The following is a 19,757-nucleotide window of genomic DNA, read 5'->3' as shown; positions in this document are numbered from 1 at the left end:
GCCTGTTACGAAAAATGTATATTTCTTCTCGAACAAGGTGTTACAATAGCATCAGAAATCGTATTGGAGGTGATTCGAATGGCATTGCGCTTGCGTGAAATAATTGCGTTGTCTTTGCTTGGTGTCTTCTTGTTTGTAATTGCGGTACCCCAGAATGAGTTTGTTATAAATGAATACACGGAGTCAAGAAGTGTTGAAAGAGTTGAAGTTCTAACGCCCAAAGTGTTGATATCAGCAGCGACACTCAAAATCACTCTTTCACCAGACGATGACAAGTTAGTCTATTCCGATTCATATACCCCGAGTCTCAGTGTATCTCAAGATATAACACGAATAAGTGGTATCACAAACTCTGTTATACTTGGGACAAAGAATATTGAGCATCTGCAGATCTCAACGGCAGTGGTTAGTGTGTTAGGAGTAATGAATCTAAAAAGCCTTGAAATATCTTCTGCAACCTGTGAGATAAATAAAATAATTATTAAAAATGGTTGTGATATAACTATCTCCGCAGCTGTCTTGAATGGAGAAATATATGTGGACAAATTGCAACAGTATGAAAATGTGTCGTTAGAGATAAACAGCACAACCGCAGACGTCACTGTATATGTAAAGAGTGGCGATGAAGGTAAGATAAAGTTGAACAATCCAAAGGTGAAGATAAGAAATTGGTGAACGAGATAATGTGAAATCTTCTTTCCATAAATCTTTTGGGAGGTGAAGGGTATGAAGAAAGGTATAAACGTTTTGCTGGCAGTTTTACTGATATGCGTGTCTTTGAACGTCTTCGGTTTCGAATTCGGTGGTGGTGGACCGTTCGTGATGTTCATCCCTGGAGGAACTTTCTTCAATCTTAAAAACATCAACGTTCCCGTACTCGATTTTCCAAACTTTGAAGATGGTATAATAGCTCTTGGAGGATTTGGTTATGGAGGGGTTCCTGGTCTCTCATACGGTGGCGGTTTTGGATTCAGTGGTGAAAAAGAAGTAACGAAAGATGGGAATAAATACAAGCTCGTCGTTTCAAGTGGCTTCGGCGGAATGCTGAGAAATTTGTCCTTTGGAAGTGTATCTTTGCAAGCAGGCGCACATTTTGGTGGTATTGATATCGAACTTGGAAGGAAGGTAAATGAGAATAACACGAGTATCGGAAATCTTGAAGGTGGTACTTTGGAAGGTTACTTGTTTGCCAACATAAGTTATCTCGCAGTTGCATTTGAACTGTCTTTGGGTATAAAGGTTACAAACTTCATGGAACTCAGAGCGGGAGCTCTTGGAATCGCGGGTTACTCGTACGATGGTTGGTTAGTGAATAACAAGCCGCTTACAGGATTAAGTGATGAAAACAAATTTTTGCTTATGTACACTATCTACGGAGGAGTAGGTTTTGGATTCTAAGAAGGACTTTAGAATTGTAATTATTCTCTTGATTCTTTTTTCGACATTCATATTTTCCAGAAGCGGTGATTTAGACTCTGCCAAAGAAGGTGCGCTTATGCTTCAAAAAAGCATGAGCGTGCCGTTTCCTGTCAACATCCTTTATTTCTACATAGGTAGTCTACAACTCAATAATGCGGTTTCGGCTTCACCTTACAATGTGAGGATTAGATACGTGCGAATGGAGGCATTTTTCGAGTTTGTTGACAACAACAAAATGGCACAAGATGTTGTCTTAGAAGATGGAGAGTTCATAGTTATAATAGGCGATAAAAAGACACTTGAAGCACAAGAGATACTTAAAGTCTATTACATGCTCACGTATACCTTGCTTTTGAAAAAGGATATCGTTAAAGGAATTTATTATTACGAAAAACTAAAAGAGCTTCAAAATTCCAATAATTACGTAGATAAGTTAAAAGAGCGTTTTCCAAATTTCAAGACCGCCAATACTGCCTATTAAGGTGAAGAATATGGAAGAAAAATACAAATTCAAAGAGAAGATGGATAATACAGGTAAAGAGATAATCGTAGTTGAGATAACGACATTCGTGTTGTACATCATCTTCCTTTTTGCAACAAGGCTCAAGGATTTCATAACCCCTTTGGTTTTTTCATTAACTCTTGTAAACATAACATATTTTCTCTTCAGAAATTTCAAACGCCTAAACAGAGCAAAATCAAGAGTAAAATATATATTTGACCTTTTGAACTGCCTTTATTCTATATTCTTAGGTTTCAGTATTTCCGAAATTGTCTTGAAGGTTATAGCTTTTAAATCCAATAAATTGGATATGAACGATATATATACGATACTTATAACAATATTCTCTGTACTTGTATCAAACTATGTCTCTGGCCTACAAGAAAAGCTCCAGAGAGCTGAACTGGAAAGAAAAATCCAGCAGATGAATTTTGAACTTATAAGTTCTAAATTCAACCCACACTTTGTATTCAACACTTTCAACTTCTTAGCCGAAACAACACGCGGAAATCCAGAAAGGGCAGAAGAGATGATAATAAAGATTTCGGATTATTACAGAGAGGTTTTAAAATTCAAAGACAGATGGACAGTTAAAGAAGAGCTCGAGTTTATCTCAAAGTATCTGGAAATTCAGAAGGAACTCCTTTCACATATTCCGATAGAGTATGAAATAGATTATGATTTAAACACTGCAGATTATTTAATACCCACAGGCATCACTCAACCAATTGTAGAGAATGCAATTAAGTACGGCATAAAGAAAAATAACGGTGGAATAATATCAATAAACGTGATGTTAGAAGATGGACTTTGTATTGAGATTAAAAATTCAAAATCCGCTTTCGATGAGGTATGCATTAAGAAATTTGGCACGGGTTTAACAATAGTTTCAAAGTTGCTGGAATTTGTTAGTGGGAAGCTGGAATTCTTGACAGAAGAAAATTTGACCATTTTCCGTCTATACATTCCAACAACTTCTTAAAGCGGAGATGTGTTAATGAGAGGTGTTTAAGATGATTACTTGCGGTATCGTAGATGATGACCCTGTCGCTATCGAAAGAGTGGAAAGACTCATTGGAGAAATAGATAGCGCTTTTCAGATAGTTTTCAAAGCGACCGACTGCAGTGAATTTGTAAAATGTGCAAACCTATACAAACCAGACGTGCTTTTTCTTGATATTAACATATCGGAAGACACTATCTTTGGACATCTGGAAAGGCTGAATTACGAACCGCACATTGTTTTCATCACTGCATACGACGAATATCTTTTAAAAGCCTTTGAAGAAGGGGCAATTGATTATATTCTAAAACCTATTTCAAAAGAACGACTATCGAAAACGATTGATCGAATCAAAAGGTTGGGCTTGAATAGACGACCAAATGAATACTATGTCAGGCAAATATTAAAGCTGCCAGTAAAACAAGGCGAAAGTATAATACTTGTCGATTTGAAAGATATAATCTACTTGGAAGCTGATGATAAGACAATAAAGATATTCACCGAAGGTGAAACGTACGAGACATCTACACCACTATACACACTTGAACAAAAGCTACCAGCAGATAAATTTGTACGCATCCACAAAAGCTACATAGTTTCCGTGGAGCATATTGTGGAAGTGAAAAAATGGTTCCAGAATTCATATATTATAGTCCTCTCAGACAATACTGAACTGAAACTTTCAAGAAATTATCAAGAGGAAGTTTTTAAAAGGCTTGGACTTAAGAACTGATATTTTTATCCACCTTGCTTTATCGGTTTGTATTTTCACAAAAAGCAGGAATTACCCCCCTCTTACTTGTGCTAACTACCTTCTCAAGAGTTATCGTATACCCCATTCTTCTATGCATAACATTGTAAAAACTTCTGTCAAATAATACCACTATTCTTAACATTTCATTCGTGAAAAATTTCTAAAATACCCATTGACAAGTCTAAAAATATGATTTATCATATTCGTGAAAACTATCACGAATAAGCCTACGAATGTAAGAATAAAAGCAAAAGCTATAGAGAATTTATTGTTATGAGTGGAGGTGTGGAGATGCTTACTCGAACTTACAGTAAGGTCGAAGAGATACTCAAGAAATACGAATACAGAAAAGAGATGCTGATTAAGATCCTCCTCGAAGTGCAGAAAGAGTACAGACATATCCCAAGGGATGTTGTGAATTACATCGGTACAGCTCTCGGAATACCACCGGCAAAGATATACGGTGTTGCTACGTTCTATGCTCAGTTTTCCCTCAAACCAAAGGGTGAATACACAATATTGATCTGCGACGGAACGGCATGTCACATGGAAGGTTCAATGAGCTTGGTAAAAGCAATTGAGGAAGAAGTTGGAATAAAACCCGGAGAAGTTACACCAGATTTGAAGTTCAGTCTCGATAAGGTTGGATGTCTCGGAGCATGTGCACTTGCACCAGCGATGGTTATAAACGATGAAGTATACGGGAAACTCGACGGGGAAAAAGTTAAAGAAATTCTTAGAAAGTTGAAAGAGAGAAAGGAGGATTAAGATGTCAACAGTCGTTATCAATGAGCCAATAATAAAGAGTCCCGAGGAACTCGTTCAGTATATATCAAAGCTTAAGGAAAAGAGGGAGAAGAAACTCCAGCAACCGTCAGTTTACGTTTGTGTCGGTACCGGTTGTACAGCAAGCGGTTCAAGAAAGGTCTACGCAAAATTCGTCGAAGTTATTAAGTCCAAAGGATTAGACTTTAAAGTTGAGACGATAGATGACGACGAACCAGTAAAGAAGACAGGATGCTGTGGACTTTGTTCGCTCGGTCCACTTGTAAAGATAATGCCAAGCGGTATTACATACAGCCACGTTACAGTTGACGATGTCGAGGAGATAGTTGAAAAGACGCTTGTCAAAGGCGAGGCAATCGATAGATTACTTTTGACAGACCCAATCACTGACAGGAAAGTTGAAAGGCTTGAAGATGCAACGTTCTTTAAGAACCAGACGTTCTACATAATGGACGCGATTGGTACAAGTGAATGTGAGAGCATCGAAGATTACATGGCGCGCGGTGGATATCTCTCGCTCGCAAAGGTTCTCTCCGGAATGGATAGGGAAGAGATAATTAAGATGGTTAAAGCATCGGGCCTGCGTGGTCGTGGCGGTGGTGGGTTCCCAACAGGTCTCAAGTGGGAAGCTGCATACAAGAGTCAAGGCGATATCAAATACGTCGTCTGTAATGCGGACGAAGGAGACCCAGGAGCGTTCATGAACAGAACACTCCTCGAAAGAGACCCACATTCTGTTCTCGAAGGAATGGTAATCGCAGCTTACACAATCGGAGCTAAGAAAGGTTACGCATACATCAGAGCCGAGTACCCAATCGCTGTTGAGATGTTCAACAAGGCAATAGAAGATGCAAGAAGATACGGACTGCTCGGTGAAAATATACTCGGTACAGACTTCTCATTCGAACTTTACGTAAAAGAAGGTGCTGGAGCGTTCGTCTGTGGTGAAGAGACAGCACTCCTTGCATCAATAGAGGGTAAACGTGGCGTTCCGAGACCAAGACCACCATTCCCAGCACAGTCAGGACTTTGGGGCAAACCAACACTCATCAATAACGTTGAATCTTACGCAAATGTTCCAAAGATAATAAAAGATGGTGTGGAGAACTACAGAAGCCGCGGTGTTGAGAACTCACCAGGAACGAAGATGTTCTCGGTGACAGGTCCTCTCAAATTGACAGGTATCATCGAAATACAATTCGGTACGACGTTGAGATATATCCTTGAGAATATCTGCGGTGGAACGTCAAATGGTCAGAAGATTAAGGCTATCCAGATAGGTGGACCATCTGGTGCGTGTTTGCCTGAAGAACTCTTTGACCTTCCACTCGATTACGATTCTCTAAAATCTGTCGGTGCAATGGTCGGTTCAGGTGGTATCGTCGCAATTACGGAAGACAGATGTATGGTCGAAGTGGCAAGGTTCTTCCTCGACTTCACAAAGAGAGAGTCGTGTGGTAAATGTGTCCCATGTAGAGAAGGAACGATGCAGGCTTACAACATACTCGAAAAATTCACTCAAGGCAAGGCAACATACCAAGACTTAGAAAATCTTGAGTACCTTGCAGAAGTGATAAAGACGGCATCATTGTGTGGACTTGGAAAAACGGCACCGAATCCAATTATAAGTACACTGAAATACTTCAGACCTGAGTACATAGAACACATCGAAGGAAAATGTCCAAGTGGCATGTGTACGGCGTTCAAGAAGTACGTGATTATACCAGAAAAGTGTAAGAGCTGTAGCTTGTGTGCAAGAAGCTGTCCAAATGGTGCAATAAGTGGAGAAAGAGGAAAGCCGTACGTAATCGACCAGGAAAAGTGTATTAAATGCGGTTTGTGTGTAACGAAATGTAAGTTCGGCGCTATCGAGCTCGTTGGTTAATTGTCAGCGAAGAGCGTTTTCGGGAGGGTGATGGATAATGAGAATAATCGTGAACGGCAGAGAAATAGAGATAAGAGATGACGCAAGAAATGTGCTCGAAGCACTGAGGGAAGTTGGGATAGAGATACCAAACTTGTGTTATCTGTCCGAAACATCAGTCTACGGTGCGTGTAGAATGTGTCTCGTTGAAGTTGACGGAAGAGATATCGTTACGTCATGTACGCTCCAGCCAAGAGAAGGTATGGTAATAAAGACACACACACCAAAGATATACGAGATGAGAAAGGGTATATTACAGCTCTTACTTGCTTCACACGATGGAGAATGTACGACATGTGAGATGAACGGAAAATGTAAACTTCAAAAGTACGCTCAGGAATTCGGGCTTACAACGAACAGGTTCGAAAAGATATCGAAAAAGACGGTTACAGATACATCTTCGGTAATAGTCAGGGATAATGGAAAGTGTATTCTTTGTGGAGACTGTGTCAGAGCATGTGACGAAATTCAGGGTATCGCTGCGATAGATTTTGCATACAGAGGCTTTGAAGCACAGGTAGTTCCTTCATTCGAAGAAAAACTTGAAAATACCGAATGTGTACTCTGCGGTCAGTGTGTTGCGTACTGTCCAACAGGTGCTCTCGCAATTAGGAACGATGTTGATAAAGTTTACAAGGCTATCGAAGATGGAAAGTACGTAATAGGCATGATAGCTCCAGCAGTGCGCGCATCGTTGCAGGAAGAGTTTGGGCTTGAAGATGATGTCGCCACATCAGGTAGAGTTGTCTCACTACTCAAGATGATAGGATTCAAGAAAGTTTTCGACGTTGCATTCGCAGCAGACCTCGTTGCATATGAAGAAGCACATGAATTCCTCGAAAGAGTCGAGAAAGGTGAAAAGTTACCACAATTCACATCATGCTGCCCAGGTTGGGTGAAATTCGCTGAACAGTACTACCCAGAGTACATATCTCACCTCTCAAGTGTGAAGTCGCCACAGATGGCGCTTGGTGCGATAATCAAGAAATTCTACTCAAGAGAAATTGGTGTTGACCCGAAAGATATAGTTCTCGTCTCAATAATGCCATGTACAGCCAAGAAATTCGAAGCTGAAAGAGAAGAGTTTGAAGGCAACGTGGACATAGTCCTTACAACAAGGGAATTGGTGAAAGTAATCAAATCGACAGGAATAGATATAAAGATGGTTGACCCAGAACCGTTCGACAGACCATACGGACTCTCATCACAATCAGGTTTGAGCTTCGGTAAGACTGGCGGAGTGCTCGGAAGCGTTGTTAACGTAATAAATGACAAGATGAGTGTGAAGAGCGTAGAAACAAAACAACTCTCAGAAGGCGTATCTTTGACAACCGTTGAATTGTCTAACGGAAAGGTAGTAAAGGGACTTGCAGTATTTGGACTTGGAAATGCGAGAAAGATAGTCGATGCACTTAAGAACGGTGAAATGGAAGCAGATGTTGTTGAAGTCATGGCATGTAACTATGGTTGTATCGGTGGCGGTGGACAGCCGTATCCAAACGATGTCAGAACACGTGCAAGAAGAGCTAAGATACTTAAAGAAGTCCAGAGCATTGACGTTTTGATATCGCCAACTGAAAACTTCCATATGCACCAACTTTACGAAAAGTACTTAGAAAAACCACTTAGCCACGCATCGCATGAGGTAATTCACACGCTCTACAAACACAGAAAGAGAGTACAAGAAGACGAGATCGACATACTACCACTTCCAGAAGAAACAGAAGATAAAGTCAAAGTCAGCGTATGTCTTGGTACATCCTGTTACTCAAAAGGTTCATACGAAATACTTGAAAAACTAATCGCAGCTGCAAACAAAGAAGAGTGGGCAAAGAATCTTGAAATAAAAGGTACGTTCTGCGTTGAGAACTGCGGAAAATCACCAAACGTTGTAGTAAATGATATAATAGTATCCGAAGCAACAGTCGAAAAAGTAAAAGAGGTGGCTATAAATGAGCTATCAGGAAAGAAAGGGGATTCTAAGGTTTCCAAAAGCAACGTTTGAGCGTCTTAAATTGTACCATGCTTTCTTAAGCCAAATCCATGCCGAGGGAAAGATTTATGTTTTATCAGAGGACATAGCAGAGATGCTTAGAATCACCCCAGAGCAAGTAAGAAAAGACTTCTCATTCCTTGAAACAAAGGGAAAACCGAAGGTCGGATACGTTATCAAAGAGCTCTTAGACGAACTTGACGAACTCTTTGGAACCGGAGTTGACGAGAACATAATTATAATCGGTGCTGGACATCTTGGAAGTGCACTTGTGAATTACAAAGGTTTTAAAAACATCGGTGTTCGCGTAGCAGCGATATTTGATAACGATCCACGCAAGATAGGAACGATGGTTGGCGATTTGATGGTATTGCCACTGAAGGATTTATCGAGGGTAATAAGACGCTTTAAAGTCAAAATAGCAGCTATCTGCGTTCCAGAAAGTGCGGCTCAACAAGTAGCGGACTTACTTGTCGGACACGGTATCAAGGCATTGTGGAATTTCTCCACACGAATATTGGACGTACCGCCGAATATCATAGTTCAGAACGAAGATATAACAAGAGGACTGCTTGGCGTGAAACACATGCTTGCTGAGTCTGAAAAGAGTTCAAGTATAGATGCGATGAAGGTAAATGAAGGGTAAATATGAAAAATATAAATGAGCGTGACGTGTATCACGCATAAATAGTGAGGACAGACCTCACAACGGCCACCACACCTTCCCACCCCGGTCTCACCACCGGGGGATTTTTTTATTATCAAAAACCCCGGCTTTGTCAGCCGGGGTTCAGTTATAGAACATTAAGTTTAAATCTTCCAAATTTCGTGGTATTCGTGCGGTGTTTCGCAGTATTCACACACGAACTTTCCATCTACCTGTATGAAAGATGCCATTACGTTTTCGCCATGTGCAGGATTTGTGATACAATTTTCGTTCTTACACCTGATTTCTTCAAAACCGTAAATGCGCGGTGGCATCTTTATTCTGTATTTTTCGATGACTCGAGAATTCTTAACAATGTTCACAGTTGTATTTGGCGATATCGCCGATAGCTTCTTAATCTCTTTGAATGATAAATACCTGTCTGGCAAGCTTATGTAACCTTTGTAATTTCCATCGGCGGATTTGAAAATGCCATCTGCACTGTCGACGTCGTAAAGCCTCAGAATTTTTCTAATCTTAATTATTGTATTGTATATCTCTTCCTGTGTCTTTCCCTTTGCCACATGGTCTATAACCGTTCCGTTCTCTATCGGTTTTATACCCCTCTTGCCTTCCTTCGATACGCCTTTTGTTCCATCAACTATCGGAGCCGGAATAATGAAATCTTCATCTTTTTCTTCTTGCATTCTTCCTGTTTCAAACGGTACTTCAAGCGCACCACCTAACATCGACAACAACACTACACGCACGTAGTAACCATTTATCGCCTGTTCTTCCCAACCGTTCAACGAAAGCGTGTCGAGGAATGTAGGTATTTCAGGATTGAACTTCGGACGTGGGAGTGGGTGATAGAATTTGGTCCCCTCATGAACTTTCTCGAGCATGTCTTTTCTAAAAGTAACAGCCTTTCTCAAAATCTTTTCCTTTTCGAGTATGTCTTCACCCATTCGTTCAAGCTGTAATCTTGTGAAGTACCAGATATTAGCAGGATTACCATTCGACAGATACTCGTCTATTGAGTAGAACTGCCTCACTTCAAAACCATTTCGCTTCATCTTTTGTACATATCCTTCAGGCATCTGCAACTCAGGAGGGGCAATCAAGTCGACTTCAACGTTTTTGAAGACTTTTAACCCATCTGCTTTTGAATGTACCGTTCTTCCGTGGAGCAAGTCACCTACGAGTGCTATTCTTATGTGCGAATTGTCGAAATTGTTGTGCTCAAGGAAGGTAAATTCATCGAGGAGTTCCTGGGTTGGGTGTTCGTGTTTTCCATCTCCGCCGTTTATGAAAGCAGGTCTCATTATTCCATGCCTATCGGCGAACTCACCAACTTTTTGCTCGAGCAACCGAACCACACCTTCAAGCCTTGTTCTCAAAACGAAAATCGAATACTCGCTGTAACCTGTTAACATATTGAACGTATCTACATAACTTTCTTGCTTATTAAATGAGGAGTGCTCTGAATCGAAGATGTTTACCTTTGCAGTTTTGTGGAATTTAGCAGCGTTTATGAAGGATTCTTTCGTTCTGGTGGAAGGTTCTACGAAGACGATGTAAATGCCGGTATCTCTCTTAATCTGAAATTCACTCACATCTTCTCCACGTTTCAGTTTTTCCTTCAGCCTCTTAGTAGATTGGTACAAAAAGAGTTGCTCATCGACAGAAAAATCGTTGATAACTGCCAGCGTCCGGCTTAAAAAGTTTCCCATATACTTATCACTCCCCCCACGTTCTTTACGCTGTTTTTTGTTTAACAGTCGGTCTTACCCGACTTTTTATATCTCGGTATATTATACACCAACTTTCCAAAGATTCAACAACGAAGATACGACGTTCCGCATATGGAAAACTAAAAGAATAGATGTTATAATCTTGATTAGCAATAGATTTCCAAAATTTATGGAGGGAGATGCAAACATGAGAATCGAAAATTCGAAGAACTCATATCCAATACCAACATGGGTACACGAAAGTGTCATTTATCAAATCTTTCCTGACAGATTTGCGATAGGTAAAGGCAAAAGCGTGAAAGACAAGGAAAAACTTTACGCATCAAGGTGTGGAAAGATAGTCGATTGGAATGTTCCGCCGGTAAGGAAGGAAAAAGCCAGCCACGTAATGGAATTCTACGGTGGGGATTTGTGGGGTATTGCTGAAAAGCTTGATTACTTAAAAGATTTAGGTGTCAACGCCATATACACAAACCCAATTTTTCTTTCCCCGACGAACCACAAATACGATGCGATTGATTACTTGAAAATAGACCCGCAATTTGGTGGCGAAAAAGCCTTCAAATATTATGTAAAAAAAGCAAAAGAAGAGAATTTCAGGCTGATATTGGATGGCGTGTTCAACCACCTCAGCATCGAAAATCCGTGGTTCAAAAAGGCATTGAAAGGCGACAGGAAGCACATAAGTAAATTTGCCATACATGAAAATGGTCACAGAGCGTGGAACGCTTTCAAATCACTTCCCGAATGGCACCTCGAGGAAGTCGAAGTGATGGAGTACATTCTCTCAGTTGTAAAACACTATCTACACCAGGGAGTAGATGGCTGGAGATTAGACGTTGGCTACGACCTTGGATATGTCAACAACGCGTTGATAACACAAACAGCAAAAAGCATTTCGATGGAAAAATACGTTGTTACAGAGACATGGAACTATCCATCAGATTGGGGGATGGTGGATGGAATAATGAACTACCATTTCAGAAACAGTGTCATCGCTTACCTTAAAAATGAATTCGACAACTTAGCCGATGCGCTCCAGCAGGCATACAACGATACGACAAATATCCACGGTTGCTGGAATATGCTCGACAGCCACGATACAGAAAGGATCGCAACGGTTATTCCAGATAAGCAATTGAGGAAACTCGGTATTGTGCTGCAATTTACTTATCCCGGAGTTCCTGTTGTCTATTACGGAACAGAGATAGGCATGGAAGGTGGAAACGACCCAGAGTGCAGGGCAACGATGCGTTGGAACGAAGATGAGTGGGATAAAGAATTGAGAGAATTCTACAAAAAACTCATAAATATACGAAAGACTGAAACAGCACTCAAAGTTGGAACATTTGAAGTGCTCAAAAAAGAACCGTTGGTGTTCTACAGAAGAACAGCACATGTTTTTGATAGTGTAATCGTTGCTGTGAACAAGTCCGAGACGAAGCAAGTTACAATATCGATTCCAGATGGCAGAATTCTTGCCGGAACGTGTTTCACAGATCTTTTCACGGGCGAAGAGTTCTGGGTAACGGGTGGAATCATGAGATTTGAAGTGCCATCTAAAGGTTTCAGAATTCTCAAGATGACTAACAGGACAAGGAATGGGTACAACCAGTACAAGAGAATTTACTAAGAACCGAGGAGGAATTATCTGCTTGAAAAGATTTTCGTATTCAAGTGAATACTACAATTCAATCGCTAAAGTGTACGACTCAATGTACGAGGATGAGTATTGGCAAGTTGCAAGAAAACAAATAGAAATGGCTATACTGAAATACAAACCGCAACTTGATGGTGCAAAAATCCTGGACGTTGGTGCTGGGACCGGCTACTGGTCCTTTTGGGCTTTGCAAAGAGGAGCACAAGTTACACTCGTTGAACCTGCAGAAAATATGCTCAAGATTGCGAAGGAGAAGATTGCACAAGTGGGACTGCTGGAAAAAGCAAGGTTTATAAACTCGACAGCTGAGCAGATGGATGAATATATAGATGAACAATTTGACGTCATTTTTGCGTTGGGCGATGTGCTGAGTTACGTGAGTGATTTGGACAAAGTTCTTTCCGTTCTTTCCAAAATATCATCACCAAATGCGCTTATGTTTGCAACGGTTGATAATTATTATTCGTACTTGAAAGACGTAATAATCCATGGTACGTGGGAGGATTACAGAACACTCGAAAGGAAGAAGAGACTACCGATCGGTTCGGAACACGGTGTGTTTGAAGCGAGGTGTTTTACAGCAGAGGAGATAAAACTCTTAGTGAAACAGCACAGCTTCCAGGCAATAGAGATAGAAGCTTTGGCTGCTTTTGATAAGGTAGAAAAAGCACTTAGATATGGAAAATACCTGGTAAATGAACTGGAACATTTGTTTATTATACTAAGAAATAGCAAAGGCAATTGCTCTACATAATCTAGATCAAAAGGGCATCCTCTTCGGATGCCCTTTGTTTTCTTATTCACACATACCCAAGCCCTGTCATCTTTTCGATTTGGAGTTTTTTCATTAGTTCTTCTTTTGAAATGCCTTCTTTTTCTGCAAGTATTTCAATGGCTTTCGATATATCGTACCCAGCTTTCCTTATCACTTCCGAAACCGTTTCGTACCCAAAGTAATTTATCAATGGCGTAAGGTTTGATGTCGACTTTTCAAGGTTTTCTTTGCATTTTTCGTCGTTTACATCCAAGAGTTTGATATATTCTGCAAGTGCATTACATGAGTTTATGAGTAATCGCATCGATTTAAGCGTGAAGTGTACAATTACCGGTGCGAATTGGTTGAGTTGTAGGTTTCCTTGTGCACATGCATGAGAAACTATCTCGTCATGACCAAACACGGTAAGTGCATTCTGCATGACGTATTCAGGAACGATAGGATTTACTTTTCCAGGCATTATGCTGCTGCCAACCTGAACGGCTGGCAGTTTGAATTCTCCAATCGCTGTGTTTGGACCGCTGCCGAGCAGGCGTATGTCGTTTGCAATTTTGTAGAGATTCACAGCGAGAGATTTTAGCAGTCCATGGACTTCGGTGAATGTATCGAGGTTTTGGGTTGCATCTATCAGGTTTTCAGACTTTGCAATTTTCACATTCGCAATCTGCCTGAGCACTTCGACTATCCTGAGTATGTACTCTTTCGGTGCGCCTACACCTGTTCCTATCGCTGTACCGCCAAGGTTGACACTCCTTATTCTTTCTTCAACCTTGTTGAGTCTCCACCTGTCTCGAGCAAGTGCGTCAGCCCACGCACCGAATTGTTGTCCTACCATTATTGGGACTGCGTCCATCAACTGCGTCCTTCCAATCGTTCGTACGTTGTAGTACTCTTTCTCCTTTGTTTGTATCATTTCCTGAAGTCTTATAACCCCATCGACAACTTCGCGAAGCCGTACAATCACTGCCATCTTCCCGGCTGTTACGAATGTGTCATTTGTCGATTGGTGGAGGTTAACGTGATTGTATGGGTCAACTCTGTATTCGCCTTTCTTTCCTCCAAGCATTTCCGTTGCACGGTTTGCGATGACTTCGTTGATGTTGAGATTCACAGAAGTACCCGCTCCGCCGCACAGTGGGTCGACAACAATCCATTTTTTCAATTCTTCCCACTCGTCGCATGCCTTTATTATCGCTTCAGAAATGCTCTTGTCGAGCCTTCCGAGTTCAGCGTTGAGCAATGCTGTGGCTTTCTTTATCATGAAGTAAGACCATATGAATTTTTCATCGAAAATCTCACCTGTTGGTGGAAACAATTTCAGAGCTCTTACAGTAGCTATGCCATAATATGCATCTTCCAGTATCTGCTCTTTTCCAAGGTAATCTTCTTCTATTCTGTATCTTTTCTCTACATTTTCCATGTCTAACTACCTCTTTGCAACAGATATCTTGAGTGGCTCAAGTGCCCGTTCAAGCACGCCGTGCATGTAGGAAATGACTATTCCGTAATTTGTCATCGGGATGCCGAGGCGCTTGAACATCCTCACCCTTCTCATCATTTGGTTCCTTGTATTCACGCAACCACCGCAGTGTATGACGAGCTTTGCATCCGCTACTTCTTCGTATTCAGGCATGTCTACTCCAGCCCACACTTTGAAATTTATATTTGCTCCTGTATGATTGACAAGCCACCTCGGAATCTTTACACGACCTATGTCTTCTGTTAACGGTCTATGCGTACATCCTTCCATTATTATCACTGTATCGCCATCTTTTAGTTTTTCTATCTCGTACACGCTTTCTACAAAGTACCGTATGTCGCCTCTGTAATTTGCTTCGAGTATTGAGAACGTTGTCAGTGCTACATCACTTGGAACGTCGGACGCAACTTTCATGACCGCCTGTGAGTCGGTTATGACAAGCTTCGGTGGTTCGTTCAGTTTTTCAAGTGTGTATCTCAGCTCTCTTTCCTTAGCAACAATTGCGACCGCTTCTCTGTCAAGGATTTCTCTTATGGCATGGACTTGCGGCATTATTAGCCTTCCTTTTGGCGCACCGAGGTCTATCGGGACGACTAAGACCACCAAATCGCCCGCGTCGACGAATTCCGGAATGAACGGCAGTTCATCGTCGCTTGGTATAATTTCGTTCAGTGTCTTGCCTATATTTTCAAAACCTGATTTCCTCACAGAACTTACTACAAATACTCTCGTAGAGAATTCTCTTTCATATGCTCGAGCTATTTCTTCTGCTTTTTTGTCCAGTAAATCGGCTTTATTTACCGCAACGATAAATGGAATTTCGAGCTCTTTGAAAATTTCTGTGATTCTTTTTTCGTATTCACCTGGGAAATTGTCTGTCACAAGTATTCCAGCATCAGCTTTGTAGAAAGCTTTGATTGCTTTCTGAACCCTCTTTTCGCCAAGTTCACCAACATCGTCAAGCCCGGGAGTGTCTATGAGCGTAACTGGCCCAAGAGGATGTAATTCCATAGCTTTATAAACAGGGTCTGTCGTTGTCCCGGGCACGTCACTCACTATCGATATCTCTTGTCCAGTTAAAGCGTTCATGAAAGAAGATTTTCCAACGTTTCTTCGTCCGACTATCGAGATGTATTTTCTAAATCCACCACTTGGTAACAATCTTAACACCTCACAAATTCAGCTATTTTGTGTAGAAGAACTTTTCATCTGGCACCTTTGGCATGCCTTCGGGATACAATTCATTCAGTTTTCTCAAGTACGATAAAACCTCGTCTTTACAATCAGCCGCACTTACGTAGTTGTACTGGCTTCTCTGGAGCGAAGTTTTGAGCACATTTGCTGGCATTCCGAGTTGTGCACTCGTAATTTCGACTGCTCTGTCGATATTTTTGTACGCCCACGACAAGCTTTCTTTAAACGATTTTTCGAAAAGTCTTACGGTTTGCGGATAGTCAACGAGCTTTCCAGTAACGAAGATACCAGTGATTGGAATTCCGTATTTCAATCCTGATGCCTTGTTCCACTCATCTTGTAGGTCAAGTATTATCTTTCCTTTCGACAATGTCATCGTAACGAACGGCTCTGGAATCGCGGCGATTTTGATTTTTCCACTGTTGAATAAAGACACTATTTCTTGTGGCTGTGCGTAAGCAAACGTAACATCTTTGTCTGGTTCAAGACCGTTCTTGACGAGTAAGTATCTCATAACTATGTCTGCTGTCTGTCCTCTACCGTGTGCTGTGTAGATTTTCTCACCTTTGAAGCTCTGAAAGCCTTTGAACTCAAAGTCTGGAGAGGCAACGACATAGAAGAGCCTCCAGCTGTAAACTCCAACGAGCCTTACGTCTACACCTTTGTTGTACAGTGTTGCGCCAAACGTAACTGGAAGTGCTGCAAAGTTGACTTTTTTCGAGACTATATATGCCGTGGCTTCGTCCATTGTCTTCCAAAGTTTAATATCAAGCGCAATGTCAGTTTTCACTTCTTTGTTCAGAAGTCCTGCAACCGGGAAGATAGTAGGTCCGAATGGATTGATAAGCGTAACACCAAAACCGAATATCACCGAGAATAATAGAATAATGCTCACAAACTTCTTCATACACTCCACCTCCTCATGATTTTAGAGAGAATTTCAGATTCCGCACTAAGAAACTCGGAATTCGATATATCTTTTGGTATCCTTGAAACATCTATCGTCTCCAAAATTCTGCTGGGTTTATCGCTGAGCAAGTATATCTTATCAGAAAGTAATAAAGCCTCCCTCACATCGTGAGTCACGACGACCATGGAAAAGCAGGCTTCTTTTCTTTTCTGAATGATGTCAGAGATTATGGATATCTTCAAATGTACATCCAAGGATGCAAATGGTTCGTCGAGCAACAAGAGCTGTGGATTTACAAGCAATGCTCTTGCCAGATTAACCCTTTGCCTCATTCCACCACTCAATTTTGAAGGCATGTAGTTTGCAAAATCATCTATTCTAAGCGATTCTAAAATCTGGTGTATCTTTTCTTCGTCCTCCACAACGAATTTAAGGTTTTCTAAAACGTTCTTCCAAGGTATTAAGCGCGGTTCTTGAAAAACATATCCTATTCGTTCAGCGTACAGTTCGACTTTTCCTTGAAAATCGTGAACCAACCCTGCCATTATACGAATCAAAGTAGTCTTTCCACAACCTGATGGTCCGAGGAGTGCGATAGATTCACCTTCTAACAATTCAAACGATATATCACTTATCACTTTCAGTGGTCCGAAATGCTTTGATAAATTCTCGATCTTCAACAGGATTTTATTCTTTATGCTACATACTTGCTCCACTATACCAGCTCCCAATTTTTGAGTGCATTTTTGATAAACCTATTAACGAAATTCTCCACTGTAAGTCCTATTATTATGATAATTGCAGTGTACGCGTATACTTTCTCAACGCTGACAGATTGCCTTGCCCAAGCTATCAACACGCCGATACCATTATCTCCGCACATGTATTCGGATACGACGACAACTTTCCAAACGTTTCCAAAGATAACTTGTATAGCACTTAAAAACTGAGGTAAGATGGAGCCTAAGTAAATATCTTTTACAACCTTTTTTCTACTGACCTTGTAAACTCTTGCCATTTCTAACAATTTCCTGTCAGTTGTCTGTATTCCAACAGCAGTCGAGAGAATAGCATGAGGTAGCAAAGATAGAATGCTTACGACAACCGGACCAGTCCATCCAATGCCCCAGATGAACATCACCAAAGCAAGCCACGTGATTATGGGTATCGCTTGGACAACCAAAATTAGAGGTCTAAACATGTTGCACAATGTCTCATTTAGCCCAATTATGAAGCCTATGAATACACCCACTGTTACGGTTGAAATCAACACCACAATGACTTTGAGAAGCGTTGAACCCAAAGAGTCAAGAACTCCCAATCTCATCAATTCCAAAGCCATCGTTTTAAGTACCAAGGGCGGTCTTGGAAGTATAAGGTCAGAATTGATTATGTAGGATAAAAGCCACCATGTGAAAAAGATTACAAACAAGCCGAAAACGTACTTCAAAAATGTTCGCATTTTAATTCACCTGCTTCATTTTTTGTCGAAACTTAGCTATACACAATACAATTTTTTCAAAGTGAAACTTTTGACAAAGTATACCTGCTTTTGATATAATAATGATACCACAAAACAAAGGGGGTGTAGTGCATGGCAAAAGATATCACTGTAAGAACTGTTATGGCTATTCTTGTTGACAAGAGAGAACAAGCTGCCGTAGAAGTTCAGAAGTTGCTCACAGAGTACGGCTGCTACATCAAAACGCGTCTTGGACTCCATGAAGGTGCAGGCCAATACTGCTCGCCAGTTGGGCTTATAATCCTTGAACTTGTTGACGATGAAACAAAACACGAAGAGCTCTGCCAAAAACTCAACGGTATTGATGGTGTGACTGCTAAGTACATGAAGTTAGAAATATAAATCACGTACACAAACAATCATAAGGCGGTGATATTCACCGCCTTTTTTATACAAAGATTTCATCAATTCTCTTCCTGCTTCCGAATCCTTCGCCAACAGTTAAGCCCACACTTTTTATCATCGCCTTAGTGCATTCAACGCAAGCTGTGTCTTTTTCAAATAAACATATTTTTCCCGGATACAACGAGTAATTCGGTCTGTACGGATTTGGCGTCAAGTTTGGCATTATTACATTCGCACCGTACTTGAGTCCGTATTGGCGACCGTAGGGATTTATAGAGCCAAGCGCTGTTGTAGCTGGTATGTTAGCTGTTGGGACTACTATACGAGCGAGTGCAACCATTCTCAGTGTTGTTTTCAAATCTCCTCCATTTGCATCTTTGAGCGGTGTGTCGGGATTCGGTATGTATGGTCCTATCCCTATCATGTCAGCGTCGATTTCTTTCAAGAACGCCAAATCCAAAGCCAAGTCGTAAGGTGTCTGACCAGGTAATCCAACCATGAAGCCTGCGCCAGTTTCGTAACCAAGTCTTTTTATCTCGTACAAGTGCGCTTTTCTGTTCTCGAACGTGTCACCGGGATGCAATTTTGCGTACAGCTCCGGTGAAGCTGTTTCGTGGCGCATCAGGTACCTATCAGCACCGAGTTCTTTCCAAATTCTGTATTCTTCAAATGTTCGTTCACCGATGCTGAGTGTTATTGCAACATCAAGTTCTTTGATTTGTTTGATGATATCGCACATCATTTCTGTTGTGTAATATGGATCCTCGCCGGATTGCAGTACTACTGTTTTAATTCCCATCTGGGCTATCAACTTAGCGCGTGCAACAATCTCTTCGACGCTCATTCTGTATCTCGTTAAGTTCTTATTTTCAGCTCTCAAACCGCAATATAGACAGTGTTGAGAGCAGTAATTCGAAAATTCTATGATTGCTCTCAAATACACTTCATCACCAACATATTTCCTTCTAATTTCATCTGCAGTCCTGAATATCTCTTCATCGTATTCATCTGTGCTAATTATATGCGTCAAATAATCCAAATCAACATTCTGAATCTTCTTTACATCCAACATATGCTTCACCTCAACGAT

The 19,757-nt window shown here is 41.0% G+C and carries 19 protein-coding genes; 12 read left to right on the top strand and 7 right to left on the bottom strand.

What is annotated here, in order from left to right; genetic code table 11:
• Positions 1-78 precede the first annotated feature (78 nt).
• From IB67_RS06745 to IB67_RS06705, 9 genes are all read left to right on the top strand, one after another.
• Positions 79-675 carry a hypothetical protein gene (locus IB67_RS06745; RefSeq protein ID WP_072758494.1) on the top strand — a complete coding sequence of 199 codons (597 nt, stop codon included), beginning with the start codon at positions 79-81 and terminating at the stop codon, positions 673-675.
• A gap of 51 nt (positions 676-726) precedes the next feature.
• Positions 727-1,398: a hypothetical protein gene (locus IB67_RS06740; protein ID WP_072758496.1), complete on the top strand. Its 672-nt coding sequence runs from the start codon at positions 727-729 to the stop codon at positions 1,396-1,398.
• The gene (locus IB67_RS06735; RefSeq protein ID WP_339747308.1) at positions 1,388-1,900 is read left to right on the top strand and encodes a hypothetical protein; all 513 of its coding nucleotides are present in this window, start codon (positions 1,388-1,390) and stop codon (positions 1,898-1,900) included. Before IB67_RS06740 ends, IB67_RS06735 begins: the two co-directional genes overlap by 11 nt.
• 10 nt (positions 1,901-1,910) lie before the next feature.
• A complete protein-coding gene (locus IB67_RS06730; RefSeq protein ID WP_072758500.1) occupies positions 1,911-2,903 on the top strand; it encodes a sensor histidine kinase in 993 nt (330 codons plus the stop codon).
• Positions 2,904-2,934: 31 nt separating this feature from the next.
• On the top strand, positions 2,935-3,657 hold the full coding sequence (locus tag IB67_RS06725) for a LytR/AlgR family response regulator transcription factor (protein WP_072758502.1): 723 nt from the start codon (positions 2,935-2,937) through the stop codon (positions 3,655-3,657).
• 312 nt (positions 3,658-3,969) lie between these two features.
• The gene (gene nuoE, locus IB67_RS06720; RefSeq protein WP_072758504.1) at positions 3,970-4,446 is read left to right on the top strand and encodes an NADH-quinone oxidoreductase subunit NuoE; all 477 of its coding nucleotides are present in this window, start codon (positions 3,970-3,972) and stop codon (positions 4,444-4,446) included.
• A 1-nt stretch (position 4,447) separates the two neighbouring features.
• Complete coding sequence (locus IB67_RS06715; RefSeq protein WP_372589804.1) at positions 4,448-6,349, top strand: NADH-quinone oxidoreductase subunit NuoF; 1,902 nt, start codon at positions 4,448-4,450, stop codon at positions 6,347-6,349.
• Between the two features lie 37 nt (positions 6,350-6,386).
• Complete coding sequence (locus IB67_RS06710) at positions 6,387-8,393, top strand: [FeFe] hydrogenase, group A (RefSeq protein WP_072758506.1); 2,007 nt, start codon at positions 6,387-6,389, stop codon at positions 8,391-8,393.
• The gene (locus IB67_RS06705) at positions 8,341-9,027 is read left to right on the top strand and encodes a redox-sensing transcriptional repressor Rex (RefSeq protein WP_072758508.1); all 687 of its coding nucleotides are present in this window, start codon (positions 8,341-8,343) and stop codon (positions 9,025-9,027) included. The genes IB67_RS06710 and IB67_RS06705 overlap by 53 nt, the downstream gene beginning before the upstream one ends.
• A gap of 164 nt (positions 9,028-9,191) precedes the next feature.
• Here the strand turns inward: IB67_RS06705 and IB67_RS06700 are convergent, their stop codons facing one another.
• Positions 9,192-10,760 carry a bifunctional aspartate carbamoyltransferase catalytic subunit/aspartate carbamoyltransferase regulatory subunit gene (locus tag IB67_RS06700; protein WP_072758510.1) on the bottom strand — a complete coding sequence of 523 codons (1,569 nt, stop codon included), beginning with the start codon at positions 10,758-10,760 and terminating at the stop codon, positions 9,192-9,194.
• 208 nt (positions 10,761-10,968) lie between these two features.
• Between IB67_RS06700 and aglB the strand changes: the two genes are divergently transcribed.
• Together aglB and IB67_RS06690 are read left to right on the top strand one after the other, a co-directional pair.
• On the top strand, positions 10,969-12,414 hold the full coding sequence (gene aglB, locus IB67_RS06695; protein WP_072758512.1) for a cyclomaltodextrinase: 1,446 nt from the start codon (positions 10,969-10,971) through the stop codon (positions 12,412-12,414).
• 22 nt (positions 12,415-12,436) lie between these two features.
• Positions 12,437-13,195, top strand: a complete 759-nt coding sequence (locus tag IB67_RS06690; protein ID WP_339747320.1) for a class I SAM-dependent methyltransferase — start codon at positions 12,437-12,439, stop codon at positions 13,193-13,195.
• Positions 13,196-13,241: 46 nt separating this feature from the next.
• On the opposite strand, the gene IB67_RS06685 is transcribed toward IB67_RS06690, so the two are convergent.
• Genes IB67_RS06685 through IB67_RS06665 form a run of 5 tightly spaced genes read right to left on the bottom strand, consistent with a single transcriptional unit; the run spans position 13,242 to position 18,262 of the window.
• The gene (locus IB67_RS06685) at positions 13,242-14,636 is read right to left on the bottom strand and encodes an aspartate ammonia-lyase (RefSeq protein ID WP_072758514.1); all 1,395 of its coding nucleotides are present in this window, start codon (positions 14,634-14,636) and stop codon (positions 13,242-13,244) included.
• Positions 14,637-14,642: 6 nt separating this feature from the next.
• Positions 14,643-15,857 (bottom strand): [FeFe] hydrogenase H-cluster maturation GTPase HydF, encoded by a 1,215-nt coding sequence (hydF, locus tag IB67_RS06680; protein ID WP_072758516.1) that lies wholly within the window; start codon positions 15,855-15,857, stop codon positions 14,643-14,645.
• A gap of 22 nt (positions 15,858-15,879) precedes the next feature.
• Entirely contained in the window at positions 15,880-16,797 is a 918-nt protein-coding gene (locus tag IB67_RS06675) for an ABC transporter substrate-binding protein (RefSeq protein WP_072758518.1), read from the bottom strand.
• Positions 16,794-17,516 (bottom strand): ABC transporter ATP-binding protein, encoded by a 723-nt coding sequence (locus IB67_RS06670; RefSeq protein WP_245789500.1) that lies wholly within the window; start codon positions 17,514-17,516, stop codon positions 16,794-16,796. The genes IB67_RS06675 and IB67_RS06670 overlap by 4 nt, the downstream gene beginning before the upstream one ends.
• On the bottom strand, positions 17,516-18,262 hold the full coding sequence (locus tag IB67_RS06665; protein ID WP_084634346.1) for an ABC transporter permease: 747 nt from the start codon (positions 18,260-18,262) through the stop codon (positions 17,516-17,518). Before IB67_RS06665 ends, IB67_RS06670 begins: the two co-directional genes overlap by 1 nt.
• 132 nt (positions 18,263-18,394) lie before the next feature.
• Here IB67_RS06665 and IB67_RS06660 point away from each other — a divergent pair, with 132 nt between their 5' ends.
• Positions 18,395-18,664 (top strand): CPF_0552 family protein, encoded by a 270-nt coding sequence (locus IB67_RS06660; protein ID WP_072758520.1) that lies wholly within the window; start codon positions 18,395-18,397, stop codon positions 18,662-18,664.
• Positions 18,665-18,710: 46 nt separating this feature from the next.
• On the opposite strand, the gene hydE is transcribed toward IB67_RS06660, so the two are convergent.
• The gene (hydE, locus tag IB67_RS06655; protein ID WP_072758522.1) at positions 18,711-19,739 is read right to left on the bottom strand and encodes a [FeFe] hydrogenase H-cluster radical SAM maturase HydE; all 1,029 of its coding nucleotides are present in this window, start codon (positions 19,737-19,739) and stop codon (positions 18,711-18,713) included.
• Positions 19,740-19,757: the final 18 nt, after the last annotated feature.

This window comes from Fervidobacterium riparium (assembly GCF_025370035.1).
GTDB classification, from domain to species: domain Bacteria; phylum Thermotogota; class Thermotogae; order Thermotogales; family Fervidobacteriaceae; genus Fervidobacterium; species Fervidobacterium gondwanense.
The sequence above is the reverse complement of the archived record's forward strand: the minus strand, read 5'-3'. Positions and strand labels throughout refer to the sequence as shown.

What these genes read in the sequence shown, in the direction of transcription:
- IB67_RS06745 (WP_072758494.1), top strand. Translation starts at nt 79, where the DNA reads ATGGCATTGCGCTTGCGTGAAATAATTGCGTTGTCTTTGCTTGGTGTC.
- IB67_RS06740 (WP_072758496.1), top strand. Translation starts at nt 727, where the DNA reads ATGAAGAAAGGTATAAACGTTTTGCTGGCAGTTTTACTGATATGCGTG.
- IB67_RS06730 (WP_072758500.1), top strand. Translation starts at nt 1,911, where the DNA reads ATGGAAGAAAAATACAAATTCAAAGAGAAGATGGATAATACAGGTAAA.
- IB67_RS06725 (WP_072758502.1), top strand. Translation starts at nt 2,935, where the DNA reads ATGATTACTTGCGGTATCGTAGATGATGACCCTGTCGCTATCGAAAGA.
- nuoE (WP_072758504.1), top strand. Translation starts at nt 3,970, where the DNA reads ATGCTTACTCGAACTTACAGTAAGGTCGAAGAGATACTCAAGAAATAC.
- IB67_RS06715 (WP_372589804.1), top strand. Translation starts at nt 4,448, where the DNA reads ATGTCAACAGTCGTTATCAATGAGCCAATAATAAAGAGTCCCGAGGAA.
- IB67_RS06710 (WP_072758506.1), top strand. Translation starts at nt 6,387, where the DNA reads ATGAGAATAATCGTGAACGGCAGAGAAATAGAGATAAGAGATGACGCA.
- IB67_RS06705 (WP_072758508.1), top strand. Translation starts at nt 8,341, where the DNA reads ATGAGCTATCAGGAAAGAAAGGGGATTCTAAGGTTTCCAAAAGCAACG.
- IB67_RS06700 (WP_072758510.1), bottom strand. Translation starts at nt 10,760, where the DNA reads ATGGGAAACTTTTTAAGCCGGACGCTGGCAGTTATCAACGATTTTTCT.
- aglB (WP_072758512.1), top strand. Translation starts at nt 10,969, where the DNA reads ATGAGAATCGAAAATTCGAAGAACTCATATCCAATACCAACATGGGTA.
- IB67_RS06685 (WP_072758514.1), bottom strand. Translation starts at nt 14,636, where the DNA reads ATGGAAAATGTAGAGAAAAGATACAGAATAGAAGAAGATTACCTTGGA.
- IB67_RS06675 (WP_072758518.1), bottom strand. Translation starts at nt 16,797, where the DNA reads ATGAAGAAGTTTGTGAGCATTATTCTATTATTCTCGGTGATATTCGGT.
- IB67_RS06665 (WP_084634346.1), bottom strand. Translation starts at nt 18,262, where the DNA reads ATGCGAACATTTTTGAAGTACGTTTTCGGCTTGTTTGTAATCTTTTTC.
- IB67_RS06660 (WP_072758520.1), top strand. Translation starts at nt 18,395, where the DNA reads ATGGCAAAAGATATCACTGTAAGAACTGTTATGGCTATTCTTGTTGAC.
- hydE (WP_072758522.1), bottom strand. Translation starts at nt 19,739, where the DNA reads ATGTTGGATGTAAAGAAGATTCAGAATGTTGATTTGGATTATTTGACG.